The organism is Duganella sp. Leaf61 (assembly GCF_001421905.1).
GTDB lineage: Bacteria > Pseudomonadota > Gammaproteobacteria > Burkholderiales > Burkholderiaceae_D > Rugamonas > Rugamonas zoogloeoides.
Genome location: NZ_LMLM01000012.1, coordinates 201285 through 215087, shown reverse-complemented (window position 1 = coordinate 215087; position 13803 = coordinate 201285). Strand labels below are relative to the sequence as shown.

General features: G+C 61.6%; 13 protein-coding genes and 1 pseudogene. 2 read left to right on the top strand and 12 right to left on the bottom strand.

What is annotated here, in order from left to right:
- Window positions 1–8: 8 nt before the first annotated feature.
- The 8 genes and pseudogenes from ASF04_RS09960 to ASF04_RS09930 all read right to left on the bottom strand — a co-directional run bounded on the left by ASF04_RS09960 (window position 9) and on the right by ASF04_RS09930 (window position 8595).
- Window positions 9–1577 carry a flagellin gene (locus tag ASF04_RS09960; RefSeq protein ID WP_056140675.1) on the bottom strand — a complete coding sequence of 523 codons (1569 nt, stop codon included), beginning with the start codon at window positions 1575–1577 and terminating at the stop codon, window positions 9–11.
- Window positions 1578–1830: 253 nt separating this feature from the next.
- Window positions 1831–2205, bottom strand: coding sequence for a flagellar protein FlaG (locus ASF04_RS09955; RefSeq protein WP_056141918.1), 375 nt, complete (start codon window positions 2203–2205; stop codon window positions 1831–1833).
- 94 nt (window positions 2206–2299) lie between these two features.
- On the bottom strand, window positions 2300–2611 hold the full coding sequence (locus ASF04_RS28705) for a flagellin (RefSeq protein ID WP_373922136.1): 312 nt from the start codon (window positions 2609–2611) through the stop codon (window positions 2300–2302).
- A gap of 515 nt (window positions 2612–3126) precedes the next feature.
- Window positions 3127–4021, bottom strand: a pseudogene (locus ASF04_RS28580) (flagellin); the annotation flags it as partial.
- 309 nt (window positions 4022–4330) lie between these two features.
- Window positions 4331–5926 carry a GGDEF domain-containing protein gene (locus tag ASF04_RS09945; RefSeq protein ID WP_056140668.1) on the bottom strand — a complete coding sequence of 532 codons (1596 nt, stop codon included), beginning with the start codon at window positions 5924–5926 and terminating at the stop codon, window positions 4331–4333.
- 183 nt (window positions 5927–6109) lie between these two features.
- Window positions 6110–6757: a response regulator transcription factor gene (locus ASF04_RS09940; protein ID WP_056140665.1), complete on the bottom strand. Its 648-nt coding sequence runs from the start codon at window positions 6755–6757 to the stop codon at window positions 6110–6112.
- 70 nt (window positions 6758–6827) lie between these two features.
- Window positions 6828–7970 carry a sensor histidine kinase gene (locus ASF04_RS09935; protein WP_056140660.1) on the bottom strand — a complete coding sequence of 381 codons (1143 nt, stop codon included), beginning with the start codon at window positions 7968–7970 and terminating at the stop codon, window positions 6828–6830.
- Window positions 7971–8028: 58 nt separating this feature from the next.
- Window positions 8029–8595 carry a hypothetical protein gene (locus tag ASF04_RS09930; protein ID WP_056140657.1) on the bottom strand — a complete coding sequence of 189 codons (567 nt, stop codon included), beginning with the start codon at window positions 8593–8595 and terminating at the stop codon, window positions 8029–8031.
- 80 nt (window positions 8596–8675) lie between these two features.
- Here ASF04_RS09930 and greB point away from each other — a divergent pair, with 80 nt between their 5' ends.
- Complete coding sequence (gene greB, locus ASF04_RS09925) at window positions 8676–9236, top strand: transcription elongation factor GreB (RefSeq protein ID WP_056140654.1); 561 nt, start codon at window positions 8676–8678, stop codon at window positions 9234–9236.
- A 14-nt stretch (window positions 9237–9250) separates the two neighbouring features.
- On the opposite strand, the gene ASF04_RS09920 is transcribed toward greB, so the two are convergent.
- From ASF04_RS09920 to ASF04_RS09905, 4 genes are all read right to left on the bottom strand, one after another.
- Entirely contained in the window at window positions 9251–11596 is a 2346-nt protein-coding gene (locus ASF04_RS09920; RefSeq protein WP_056140651.1) for a bifunctional (p)ppGpp synthetase/guanosine-3',5'-bis(diphosphate) 3'-pyrophosphohydrolase, read from the bottom strand.
- A 59-nt stretch (window positions 11597–11655) separates the two neighbouring features.
- Window positions 11656–11859 (bottom strand): DNA-directed RNA polymerase subunit omega, encoded by a 204-nt coding sequence (gene rpoZ, locus ASF04_RS09915; protein ID WP_019922806.1) that lies wholly within the window; start codon window positions 11857–11859, stop codon window positions 11656–11658.
- A 20-nt stretch (window positions 11860–11879) separates the two neighbouring features.
- On the bottom strand, window positions 11880–12518 hold the full coding sequence (gene gmk / locus ASF04_RS09910) for a guanylate kinase (RefSeq protein WP_056141914.1): 639 nt from the start codon (window positions 12516–12518) through the stop codon (window positions 11880–11882).
- 79 nt (window positions 12519–12597) lie between these two features.
- Window positions 12598–13389: a DUF72 domain-containing protein gene (locus ASF04_RS09905; RefSeq protein WP_229204997.1), complete on the bottom strand. Its 792-nt coding sequence runs from the start codon at window positions 13387–13389 to the stop codon at window positions 12598–12600.
- A 124-nt stretch (window positions 13390–13513) separates the two neighbouring features.
- On the opposite strand from ASF04_RS09905, the gene ASF04_RS09900 reads away from it, so the two are divergent.
- Window positions 13514–13801, top strand: a complete 288-nt coding sequence (locus ASF04_RS09900) for a putative quinol monooxygenase (RefSeq protein WP_056140645.1) — start codon at window positions 13514–13516, stop codon at window positions 13799–13801.
- Window positions 13802–13803 lie beyond the last annotated feature (2 nt).

Here is a 13803-nt window from a genome sequence, read left to right as displayed (position 1 = left end):
AAAAATATTCAGCCACGCAGCAGCGACAACACCCCGTTAGGTAACGAGTTGGCCTGGGCCAGCATCGCGGTGCCGGCCTGTTGCAGGATCTGGCCGCGCGTGAGGGTGGCCGTTTCCTGGGCAAAGTCAGTATCCTGGATACGGCTGCGCGAAGCTGACAGGTTCTCGGTCGTGGTATTGAGGTTGGCAATGGTCGAGGCAAAACGATTCTGGATCGCACCGAGGTCGGCGCGGTTCCGGTTGATCAGGTTCAGCGCCGAGTCGATGGTTTTCAGGGCGTTGTTCGCGCCTTCGACCGTGCTGACGTCAACCTGGTCAACCGACTGCAGGTCACTGCCGATCGTTACGCCGCCGGTCACCGCCGAACCGGTGGTGATGCTGGAGCTGATGGAAAAGCCGGCATCGGACGAGAACTCGATCCGGCCGCCGACCACCGCTGCCGCGCCGGTTGTGCCGTCGAGCGGCACAGTGGCGGTTGACGGCTGGCCGCCGACATCGTGTCCGCGTACGGTGGCACCAAGCAATGCCTGGTCGCCCCCTTGGGCCGCGATCTGGATATCGTTGCCGGTGTTGTCCGTCAACTGCAATTCCTTGTTGCCAGCCGCATCAAGCTTGATGGTGGCAGTGACGTTGGTGGTCGCGCTTTGGGCATTGACTGCTTGTGCCAGGGCCGACAGGTCGCCTCCCGTAACCCTGGCGCTGATGGTCACCGGTTTCGAGTTTGAATCGTTGGCGATGGAATTGGCGCCGCGTAGCTGGAAGTTGACGGCGCCGTCCTTGATGTCGCCAATGGTAGCCACTGTCTTGGCCTCGGCAGTGACACCGGTCGCGAGGCTGGCCGCATTGATCTTGGCCGCTGCGGACTTGGCGGTGTCGCCGGAAATGACGGGAGGCCCTGCCTGCGGCGCGTTCAGGAACACGTCCTGGCTGGTACCGGCGCCGGCAGTAATGGTCAGTGTATCGTCCGCAGTCAGGAAGTTGCTGAGATCGGCGTTGAGGTTGGTGGCGGTTGCCGCATTCGCTTGGGACAGCGAGGTATTAGTATCGACGGGCTTGATGGTATTGTTGCCGATATCGCGCGCCCTGGCGCTTTGCACACCTACGTCGATGGTCTGGTTGGAGTTGGCGCCTACCTGGAACTGGGTGGAAGTGAGGCTGCCATCGAGTACATTCTGGCCGTTGAACTGGGTGGTCGTGGCGACGCGGTCGAGTTCCCTGGTCAGCGCACTCACTTCGTTCTGAATCGAAGCGCGGTCGGAGGCAGAGTTGCTGCCGTTGGCCGACTGCACCGCCAGTTCGCGCACGCGCTGCAACAGGTCGCCGGCGGTGCCCAAGCCGCCTTCAGCGGTTTGCGCCAGCGAGATGCCATCGTTGGCGTTCCGGGCAGCCTGCTGGTTGCCGCGGATTTGCGCTGTGAAACGCTCGGAAATGGCCAGACCGGCCGCATCGTCCTTGGCGCTGTTGATGCGCAGGCCGGACGACAGGCGTTGCAGGGATGTGGACAGGCTTGTCTGCGAGCTACTCAGGTTGCGCTGCGAGTTCAGCGACTGGATATTGCTATTGATAATTTGTGCCATGGTCGTTCTCCGCAGGTAGAACGGGTTGGGCCAGGTGCCCGGTGTACTTTGGTCCACCCCGCTGTCCCGGGGCGCTCAAACCGCTGTTGGTCCCTCCACTCCATGCGGCCAGCTGGCGTTGGCACCGGCGACCACCATACGACTATACTCCGCAAATCTTTAGTGTAAAAAAACAAATATTTTTTAAACATGTCTGGACGAAAAAAAACCAGCCCGAAAGCTGGTTTTTGTTGTTGATAGGCACGTCGCGGCGCTACGCGGTTTGCTGGATCAGCACACCCTTGGTGGATTTGGCTTCCATCGCCTTGGCAATTTCCAGCGCCTCGGGCGTCGGAATCTGCCGCAACACCTCTTTGGTACTTTGGTCGATGACCTTGACCACGGTGCGCTTGCTGTCGGTATCGATGGAAAACTCGAGTCCCTGCGACTTGGCCTGCGGCGACTGGTTCAACTCGGATACTGCCCGGTTGACCTGGTCGAGTGACGGCGGACCTTTGACCGCGTTGGCGGTCTCGACGGCGCTGGCCGGCGCGCGGGTGGCGCCCGGTACCTGGGCGGCGTCGGTGCCCGCCAACTGGCGTTCCGCCGGGCGACCGACGGAAATTGAGCCTATTGAGTCGATAGTCATGATGCGTCCTTTACGAAAAATCCCCGGACTGACAAACATCAGCCGGGGAGCGGGATTAGCGCATGTTTTTTCTGAGCTAATTCATCCGGAGAGATTAGCCACGCAGCAGCGACAGCACGCCGTTCGGCAGCGAGTTGGCCTGGGCCAGCATGGCAGTACCGGCCTGTTGCAGGATCTGGCCACGCGTCAGGTTGGCCGTTTCTTGCGCAAAGTCGGTATCCTGGATCCGGCTACGCGAGGAAGACAAGTTCTCGGTCGTCGTGTTCAGGTTGGCGATGGTCGATGCAAAACGGTTCTGGATCGCACCGAGGTCGGCACGGTTCTTGTTGATCGAGTTCAGCGCCGAATCGATGGTTTTCAACGCAGCGTTGGCGCCGTCGATGGTGCTGACGTCGATCTTGTCCACCGATTGCAGGTCGCTGCCGATGGTGGCAGTGGTGCCGCCTGCGACCGCCGACGATGTCTGGTCGGTCGTGATCGAGAAACCCGAGTCGGACGAAAACTCGACGCGGCCGCCAACCGAGGCAGACGCCGTGGCAGTCAGCACAGCACCGGCACCGGCTACACCACCAACATCGTGGCCGCGAATTTCCGAGTTTTGCAGGGCAACGTCGCCAGCCTGGGTCGCGATCTGGATATCGTTGCCGGTGTTGTCCTTCAGTTGCAGTTCCTTGGCGCCGCTGGCATCGACCTTGATGCTGGCGGTGATGTTGGTAGTTGCAGTCTGGGCATTGACCGCCTGGGCCAGGGCCGACAGATCGCCGCCCACCACTTTGGCGCTGATGTTGACAGCCTTCGAGTTCGGATCGTTGGCGATCGAATTGGCGCCGCGCAGCTGGAAGTTCACTGCGCCGTCAGAAATTTTCGACAGCGTCGCAAAAACTCCCGTTCCAGTTCGGCCGACGTGGCGCGTACGAACANCGCCCACCACTTTGGCGCTGATGTTGACAGCCTTCGAGTTCGGATCGTTGGCGATCGAATTGGCGCCGCGCAGCTGGAAGTTCACTGCGCCGTCAGAAATCTTCGACAGCGTCGCTTCAGTTTTCGCTTCGGCGTTCACGCCGGTGGTGGCGGATGCGGAATTGATTTTGGCAGCGGCCGATTTTGCCGTGTCGCCCACCACCACTGCGCCAGCAGTGTTGTCTTGCGCTTTGAGGAAAATATCCTGCGAAGCACCGGCGCCAGCCTTGATGGTCAGCTTCTCGGTCACCATGTTGCTGCCGAGGTCGGCATCGAGGTTGGTTGCGGCATTGGTCTTCGCTTGCGACAGCGAAGTAGCGGTATCGGCAGGCTTGATGGTGTTGTTACCGATATCGCGGGCCTTGGCGCTCTGCACACCGATGTCGATGGTCTGGTTCGAGTTGGCGCCGACCTGGAACTGGGTGGACGTCAGGCTGCCGTCGAGTACATTCTGGCCGTTGAACTGGGTGCTGGTGGCAACGCGGTCGAGTTCCTTGCTCAGGGCGCTCACCTCGTTCTGGATCGACGCACGATCCGATGCCGAGTTACTACCGTTGGCGGACTGCACTGCCAGTTCACGCACACGTTGCAGCAGATCGCCAGCGGTGCTCAAGCCACCCTCAGCAGTTTGTGCCAGCGAAATGCCGTCGTTGGCGTTACGCGCTGCTTGCTGGTTACCACGAATTTGCGACGTGAAGCGCTCGGAAATGGCCAGACCGGCCGCATCGTCCTTGGCGCTGTTGATACGCAGGCCGGAGGAAAGACGTTGCAACGAAGTGGACAGATTAGCTTGCGAGCTGCTCAGGTTACGTTGCGAATTGAGGGATTGGATGTTGCTGTTGATGACTTGTGCCATGATGATTCTCCATACTTACTGATGTATGGGCTGGATGCCGCAGTCAACTTTGGTCTGTCTCTACTTGCCGAGACAATCAAACCGCTGTTGTAATGATTTTCGGTTGCTCAGCGGGAAAATTTAGGCCTGGAAACGAACTATAAATTTCATTTCGGCCCTAAAGTTCAGCCTGCGGCTGCGCTTAATCGGCCGTGAAAAGCCAATCTTTAGGGCTGAAAATAATTTATTTATCGCAGTAATTTAATGAAAAAAAAGCCCGGCAGGCGCCGGGCTCGATGTTTTCTGTGGCAGGACTGCCAAGCTTGCCTGCTAGTCGGCCATCACCACCCGGTTCTTGCCGGTCTGCTTGGCGGTATACATGGCCTTGTCGGCCCGTTTGACCAGGTCGGTCTGCTCTTCGTTGGGGCGGCGCAGCGCCACGCCAGCCGAGAACGTGATCAGCACCTTTTCGTTATCGTGCAGGAAGAAGTGCTTGGTCAGTTCGCGTTGCAGGCGGGTCATGGTCGATGCTGCCGCCTCGATGGTGGTCTCGGGCATCAGGATCAGGAATTCCTCGCCGCCGAAGCGGGCGATCACGTCCATCGAGCGCAGGGTTTCCTTGACGATTTTCACCAGATGCTTGAGCGCGGCGTCGCCGGCGATGTGGCCGTAGGTATCGTTGAGCTTTTTGAAGTCGTCGAGGTCGAGCACGGACACGCACAGCGGCGTGCCACGGCGGTCGGAGCGCGCGGTTTCGCGGTCGAACACGTCGTCGAGGCCGCGCCGGTTGAGCGAGCCGGTCAGTTGATCTTCGCGCACCAGCTCGCTCAAGTGCTGGAGCTTGGCTTCGAGCGCGTGGATGCGGCTTTCCGCGTCCTGCACTTCCTGACGCGCCAGCACCATCTTGTCGCGGGCCTTGAGCGCCTCGGCCTGCACCAGCCGGGTTTCCTTGAGCACTTCGTCTAGAATGCTGTTGAGCTCGGAAATATTGTCGGCCTTGCTGATCTTGTCCGAATAGCCACCGATCTTCTCGTGGAAGTCGCCGGTGGAGGCGGCCACCGCGCCCAGGCGGTCGATAAACGTCATCATCATGTTCTTGACGGTGAGCTTGACGTCCGACAGGCTGTGCTTGAGCTGGCCCTGCTTGTAAATGACTTCCTTCAGGCTGCGCGTGGCGTCCTCGAGCGCACGGACGTCAAGCGGGCCCGAGATCAGGTGTTGCACCGCTTCGATCTGGCCTTGCAGCCAGCTGTCGTCTTCGAGCAGTTCGCTGACGTTTTCCAGCAGTAGCTTGAACAGGCGCAGCAGCAACTCCTGCTGCTCGGCGCTGTCGGCGCCGCGCACTTCGATCTGGAAGCACAGTTGCTTGAGGCGCTGGCCGATCTCGGTCAGCGCTTCCTCGCTGTGGGCGTCACGGGTGGCGGTGCCCAATGATTCAGCCTCGGCTGCCAATGCCGGCGCATCGGCCAGCAGCGACGCTACCGCAAAAGTGAGGGTGCGGCTGAGCAGTTCGCGCAGGGCGCGGCTTTGCTCGTCCTCGGCGCCGGTGGCGGCGGCCATGCCGGCCGTTTCGATGCCGGGCTTCTTGCTGATAAAGTGTTTTTCCACCAGTTGCGACAACATGCGCGCATAGCCGTCCCAGTCGCGCGATTTGACGGCGCGGTTGAAGCGGCGGCCGAAATCGGCCAGGTCGCCGGTGCCGTCGGCCAGGCGCGTGGCAAACTGGTTCAGGACCGATTCCGGGCCGGGGTCGATGCTGACAACGGGCGCGCTGGCTACTGCCGGTTCGCTGATGCCGGCGATTTCGTTGTAAATCTCGCGATAGGCCTCGGGCGTGGGAGAAATCCGGCGCAGCGCCAGGCGTTTGAACGCCTCGCGTGCGATCTCGGCCGGATTCTGCTCGGGGACGGTGGGTTTGCTGGACATGAACGAGCGACCTCTATGGGTTTACTTGGTTGTAGCATGATAGGCCCATGCCGGATGCATCATTGCGCGGAGCAGGCGCGGAAAAACGTCTTTCATTTCTGCATCAAAAATGTTCTATCCGACAACCATAATGGGACTAATCGTTGTCATTTTACCCCCGTCGGGCCCGTTCGTCGTCTTCCCTTAGTCGATCAACTGGTTTTTGATCGCGTAGTGTGTCAATTCGGCGCTGTTCTTGAGCTTCATTTTAACCAGCAGGCGGGCGCGGTATTCGCTGACAGTCTTGACCGACAACGACAATTCCTTGGCAATCACGCCCACCGTCTTGCCGGAGGCAATCATGGTCAGGGTCTGGTATTCGCGGTCGGACAGCGAATCGTGCGGCGGCGCTTCGTGGTCTTCGCCCACGTGGTTGGCCAGCTCCTGTGCCAGCGCCGGGCTGATGTATTTCTGGCCGCCAGCCACCTGGCGGATGGCATTGACCAGCTCGCGCGGCGCGCTCTGCTTGGTGAGATAGCCGGACGCGCCCGCCTTGAGCGAGCGGATCGCATATTGATCTTCGCGGTGCATCGATAACATCAGGACGGCCAGGTCCGGCTTTTCCTTCTTGATCTGCTTGAGCACGTCGATACCGCTGCGGTCGGGCATGGAAATGTCGAGCAGCATGACCTGGCATTCGGACTTGCGGAACAGCTTGACGGCTTCCAGGCCGTTCTCGGCCTCGCCGGCCACGATGATGTCGCGCGTCTCGGCCAGGATTTGTTTCAAGCCTTCGCGCACGATGGCATGGTCGTCGGCAATGAAGACCTTGATGATGGCTTTTTCGCTCATGGTGGTTTTCTCTACTTTTTCTGCAAGCGCTCTGTGGCGCATTATGTGACACGGTTGCTTAGCCAGCCGGCTATCCGCCTATTGTAGCCCCCGGACCCGGTTCCGGTTCCGGTCCCGTGCTTTCGTGGCGAATCTTGATTGCCACCACCGTGCCGCCCCCCGGCGCGTGGCTCAGCGTCAGGGTGCCGCCCAGTGCGCGGGTGCGTTCCACCATGCCGCGCAGGCCGAACGACGCCGGCTTGGCGCGGTCGGCCTGGCGGATGCCACGGCCGTCGTCGGTAATCTTCAGGCTGACGTAATGGCGCAGCCGCGCCAGCTTCACGCTGACCCGGCTCGCTTCGGCGTGTTTGGCGATATTGGTCAGCGCTTCCTGGGCAATGCGGAACAGCGCCGTGGACTGGTCTTCGTCGAGGCCCATGTCGCGCTGGTTGTAGCTGAACGTGGTGTCGATGCCGGCCTGCTTGTCGAACTCGCGCACCTGCCACTCGAGCGCGGCCACCAGGCCCAGGTCGAGCAGGGCGGGGCGCAGGTCGAGTGAAATGCGGTGCACGGCGTCGATGGTGCGGTCCACCAGCGAATCGAGGTAGTCGGTGCGCTCGCGCAGCGCCGGGTCGATGCCGTCCAGGCGCGTTGCCAGCATGGCCAGCGCCATCTTGATGGCGGTCAGGTTGCCGCCCAGCTCGTCGTGGATTTCACGGGCGATGCGGGTGCGCTCCTGTTCCTTGACGCGGTCGGTGTGGGCGCTCAGCTCGGCCAGCCGCGCGCGCGACCGCCGCACTTCCTGCTGCTCCTGCTTGCTTTCGGTGATATTGGTCATCATGCCGTCCCAGCGCATGGCGCCGCCGGGCAGCGCGTGCGGCGTGGCGCGCAGGTTGATCCACTTGACGTCCTTCCAGGCATCGACCCAGATCCGGCCTTCCCAGTTCCAGCTCCACAGCGCATTGGCCGAAGCCTGCATGGCGTCCTGGTACGCGTCGCGGTCCTCGGGCAGGATCAGTTCGAGGAAGCGGCCCGGCGCGGCGTGCAGCGCGGCCGGCGTGAGGCCCAGCAGCGCCTGGCAGCCGTCGCTCAGATACGGGAACGACACGGTGCCATCGGCCTGGCGCTCGAACTGGTACACCAGGCCAGGGGTGTTGGAAACGATGGCGTCAAAACGCGCGCGCATCTGCGCCAGTTCGGTGGCAAGGTCGGGTGCGGCAGGGAGGCTACTCATGGCAATGGTCGGTGGACTCGGTGATATCGTTGATCTGGCATGGTGGTTGACATCGCAGTCAGGTGCGCCAGCGGGCCCGAAAGCGCTTGAGCAGGCGGCGAAAGCGCCCGGTCCAGCTGCGCGGGCCGCTGCTGGCGCGCTGGCGCCAGCGTCGCACGCGCCCGGCCAGCGCCTGCACCTGACGCCATGCCGCAGTGGCTTGCAAGCGCGCGATCCAGCGCGCCTTGAGCGCCAGGAACCAGCCCAGCAGGCGGGCAAACCAGACAATGGTGAGCAATACAGGCCGGGTGAGCAGGTACAGCCGCGCCACGGCCGCCGCCCCCACCACCTTGGCCAGCACGATCACGGTCAGGCCCAGCAGCGCATGGCCGTTGGCCAGCGCCCACAGCGCCAGCAGCTTGACCGGAAACAGCAGCGCGGCCGGCAACACCATCAGTACCAGCGCCGCGTACGGTCCCAGCTGGCAAATCCACTGTTCCAGGCGGGCCAGCGGCGGCCAGGCCGTGAGGCGGCGCATCAGCGCCGCGCCCAGGTCCCACAGCCAGTCTTCCAGCAGCAACAACAGCGCCGCCAGGTAGACCAGCGGCGCGAACAGCCAGCGGTGCAAGCGTCGGAAATGTTTCATCGGGCCTCGTGTGGTTCTTCTGGCTGCATGATACGTGAAACAAAACGTTTGCGGAAAAGCAGCGCTGTACAATAGGCGTCATGAACAAAGCCTTTGTAAAAGAATCCGACGGGGACGACGACGAGGAAGCCGCCGCGCTGGCGCTGGCCATCCCGGCCGGCTCCAAGAACTACATCCGCCCCGAGGGCTACCAGCGCATCAAGGACGAATTGCTGCAGCTGATCGACGTTGACCGGCCGGAAGTGGTGCGTATCGTCCACTGGGCCGCGTCCAACGGCGACCGTTCCGAGAACGGCGATTACATCTACGGGAAAAAACGCCTGCGCGAAATCGACCGCCGCATCCGTTTCCTGACCAAGCGCATGGACTCGGCCGCAATAGTCGATCCCAGCGTGCACCACGGCAGCGACCAGATCTTTTTTGGCGCCACTGTCACCTATTGCGACCAGCATGGCACCGAGCGCACCATCACCATCGTCGGCATCGACGAGCTCGATCCTTTGAATGGCAAGATCAGCTGGGTGGCGCCGGTGGCGCGGGCATTGACCAAGGCGCGCGAAGGCGACCTGATCACCTTCCAGGCGCCGCACGGCGTCGATGAGCTGGAAATTCTGGCAGTCAGTTACCCGGCGCCGCAGTAGGGCGCCGGGGCGGTTCAGCTGCGCTCGCGCAGGATGCGGTTGACGCCGGTCACGCGACGCACATTGCGCAGCAGGCCGGCCAGGTGCACGCGGTCCTTGACCTGGATGGTAAAGCGCAACTGGTGCAGCACGTTGTCCTTGTCCTCGTCCATGCCGACATAGGTGATGTTGGCGTCGGACTCGCCGATCTCGGCCGCCACGCGCGCCAGGATGCCTTTTTCGTTGTTGATCAACAGCTTGATGCGACAGTCGAAACGGCGGTTCATCTCGGTGCCCCACTTGACCGCGATCCAGCGGTCCGGCTCCTTGGCCTTCTGGCGCTTGGCGATCGTGCAGTCGGTGGTGTGCACCAGCAAGCCCTGGTCGCGGCGCAGCTGGCCGATAATGGAGTCGCCCGGGATTGGCAGGCAGCACGGCGCCAGTTGCACCGAGACGCCTTCGCTGCCGCAAATGGTGACCGGGTCGAGCTCGGTCGCACTGTTGTGGTCGATCGGCGCGCTGGCCGATTCGCCGCCGCGCAAGCCGAAGATATGGCGCGCCACCAGCGCCGCCATGCGCTTGCCGATGCCAATGTCGGCATACAGCTCGTCGAGCGACTTGGCGCTCGATTCGTTGAGCAGGCGCTCTGTCAGGTGTTCTTCGAGCAGCGCCGACATGCCCAGGGACGTGAGCGCCTGCGCCAGCAACTGCTCGCCCAGCGTGATCGATTCGGGCAGGTTGATGGTGCGCAGGTGGTGGCGGATCGCCGAACGGGCCTTGCCGGTACGGACGAACGACAGCCAGCTCGGGCTCGGCCGCGAATTCGCGTCGGTGACGATCTCGACGATGTCGCCGTTGCGCAGCTCGGTGCGCAGCGAGACCGGTTCGTGGTTGATCATCGCCGAAACCGTGTGGTCGCCGATGCCGGTGTGGATCGAGTACGCAAAATCGATCGGCGTGGCGCCGCGCGGCAAAGCGATGATCTTCGATTTGGGCGTAAACACGTACACCGAATCGGGGAACAGATCGACCTTGACATGCTCGAGGAACTCGGCCGAGTCGCCGGTCTGCTGCTGGATGTCGAGCAGCGACTGTAGCCACGCATGGGTGCGCTGCTGCATGTCGGACAGGTTGGAATCGGCATTCTTGTACAGCCAGTGCGCGGCCACGCCGGACTCGGCGGTGCGATGCATTTCCTGGGTGCGGATCTGGAACTCGACCGGCGTGCCGTACGGGCCGATCAGCGTGGTGTGCAGCGACTGGTAGCCGTTGAGCTTGCGGATCGCAATATAGTCCTTGAACTTGCCCGGCATCGGCTTGTACAGCGAGTGCAGGGTGCCCAGCGCCACGTAGCAGTTGGGGAAGGTATCGACCACCACGCGGAAGCCATACACGTCGAGCACCTGCGAGAACGACAGGTGCTTGTTGCGCATTTTTTTGTAGATGCCGAACAGGGTTTTTTCGCGGCCATACACTTCCGCTTCGATCCCGGCCATGCCCAGCGTGTTCTTCACCGATTCGAGAATCTTGGTGACCACTTCGCGGCGGTTGCCGCGCGCCGCCTTGACGGCCTTGGCCAGCGTGCGATAGCGCAGCGGATACAGGTGCGAGAACGACAGGTCCTGCAGTTCGCGGTAGATATTGTTCAGGCCCAGGCGGTGCGCGATGGGCACGTACACTTCCATCGTTTCGCGCGAGATGCGGGCCTTCTTGTTGGGCGCCATGACTTCCATGGTGCGCATATTGTGCAGCCGGTCGGCCAGCTTGATCAGGATGACGCGCACATCGGACGCCATCGCCAGCAGCATCTTGCGGAAGTTTTCCGCCTGCGCTTCGATCTGGCTCTGGAATTCGATTTTATCGAGCTTGGACAAGCCATCGACCAGGTTGGCCACCGGCGCGCCGAAGCGCTCGATCAGCTCGTCCTTCTTGACGTCCTGGTCTTCCATCACATCGTGCAGCAGCGCGGCCATGATCGCCTGCGCGTCGAGCTTCCAGTCGGCGCAAATCTCGGCCACCGCGATCGGGTGCGAGATGTACGGTTCGCCCGATTTCCGGACCTGGCCCAGGTGCATTTCGTCCGAGAAGCGATAGGCTTCCTTGACCTTTTTCAGGTCGGCGGCCGTCATGTAGTCGGACAGTTTTTCGGTCAGGTGCGTGACCGAGGCAACGCCGGCGGTCAGGGTAGGCGTGGCCAGGGGCGACGAGGAAATCACGGGGGGAGCTGGTGGTGGCAAGGATGCTGCGATGGTGGAGGCGGTGCTATCCCCTGCATGTGCACCCGAAAGGGTGCCCGACGTGGCACCAGCCGGCATGGCAGCCGGCTGTTTGGCCCGGGAGGGCGTGGCGTTCAGTGTCGGGTCGGCAGGGATCAGATTCATACGTGTGCGTTCCGTCGTGTTGAGGTTGCATTCTCCACCTTCGGGAACGCGGGTCCACCTTACATGGGGACCTTTTTCAACATTTCGATACCGACTTTGCCGGCGGCGATTTCACGCAGGGCGACAACGGTAGGCTTGTCCTTGGCTTCCACTTTCGGGGTGTGGCCTTGCAGCAGCTGGCGCGCGCGGTAGGTGGCGGCCAGGGTCAGCTGGAAACGGTTAGGGATGTTCTTGAGACAATCTTCAATAGTAATGCGTGCCATGATATAGCTCCTAAAATCTTTTATTCAGCGTGGATACCCAATTGGGCAAATAGCGAGGCGTTGCGTGCCGCTTGTTGCGCAAACCGGCAACGGGCCGCTCTGACAATCGCGGTAAGCTCGGACAACGCGATTGCGAATTCTTCGTTGATGATAGCATACTCGAACTCGGGAGCGTGGGCGATTTCACCCCCTGCGGCAAGCAGCCGGCGGGTGATCACATGCGGCTCGTCGGTGGCGCGTTTTTTCAGTCTGTCTTCGAGCGCGGCGATCGATGGCGGCAGGATGAAAATGCCGGTCGCCTGCGGGAATTGCTTGCGCACCTGGCGCGCACCCTGCCAGTCGATTTCCAGCAAAATATCGGTGCCTTTTTTCATCTCCTGCTCGACCATGATGCGCGACGTGCCGTAGTAATTGCCGTGCACTTCGGCCCATTCCAGGAACTCGCCGGCCTCGGCGCGCGCGACGAAATCTTCGGCGGTGGTGAACCAGTATTGCTCGCCGTGGGTTTCACCGGGACGCGGCTGGCGCGTGGTGGTGGAAATCGACAGCTTGATCGCCGGCTCCTGTGCCAGCAGGGCATTGACCAGCGTGGACTTGCCGGCGCCGGACGGCGCGGCCACCACAAATAAACTGCCGGCGAAAGCGTGGGATAAACTCATGATCATCTCTCAAACGTAAAAGGCGCCGAAGAGGACGCCCAAAGACGTATTTTACCAAGAGCCATGAGTGCACTCCAATTTACAAAAGACCGATCAAGTGTTGGGCCGCGGCCGGCGCCCGTTCCTTGGCGCCGTTGATGAAATAGATGAACACGTCGCGCGTCTTTTTGCTTTCTTTCGCCGCGCCCACGTGCGGTAGCGTAGCGGGAACGGCGCCTTGCTGCCATTGGCTTGCCGCGTCGGCCCATTTTTTCAGGGCCGGCTTGGTGTAACCCGTGATGCGTTCGCTTTGGGCATTGAGCAGCCGTGCATACACAAAGTCGCCGGTGAGGTCGGCATACGATGGAAAATCGGGTGCATCGGCAAACACCGTCGCGACCTTGTACTTGCGCGCCAGCTTCAGGTAGTCGTCGCACATGAAACTGTCGTGGCGCGTGTCGAGTACGTGGCGCAGCTTGCGCGTGCCCAGTTTTGCCGGCAGCAATTTGAAAAAGGCTTCGAGGTCGTCAGGATCGAACTGCTTGGTAGGGGCGAGCTGCCACAGCAGCGGGCCGAGCTTGTCGCCCAGTTCGGCCAGGCCGCTGTGGACGAAGCGCTCGACCGATTCACCGGCCTCGGCCAGCACGCGGCGGTTGCTGGCATAGCGGCTGGCCTTGACGGAGAAGACGAAGTCGTCCGGCGTTTGCGCGTGCCACGACGCAAAATGTTCGGGCTTGGCGGTGCGGTAATAAGTGCCGTTGATTTCAATGGTGGTGACCTGGCGGCTCGCATATGCGAGCGCCTTCTTTTGCGGTACGTCCGGCGGATAAAACGTCTCGCGCCAGGGCGCGTAATCCCATCCGCCGATGCCCACCCGAATTGACGTCGCCATGCTCCGCTCCCGATTTGAGCTGCCGTAGTTGAGTTCAAATGATAGCGGGATTTTTAAAGCCGGGCTCTTTTCCTTTGGCAAACGAACCCAATACTAACGGGACGTTTTACTTACCGGGAAATTTATGAAAGACCTCATCGTCGTCGCCACCCTGACCGCCAAGCCGGGCCACGAAGCCACCCTCAAAGCCGCGCTGGAAAAAATCGTCCCGCCCAGCCGCGCCGAAGCCGGCTGCTCGCGCTACGAGCTGCACGCAGATATCGAACACGCGGGACGGTTTGTGATGATCGAGACGTGGCGCGATCAGCGGGCGCTGACCGAGCATGAAGCGACGCCGCACTTCCAGGCGCTGTTGCAGGAAGTGGGCGGCAAGGTGGACGTGCAGGTATTAAAACTGGACAAGCTGCTGTAAAG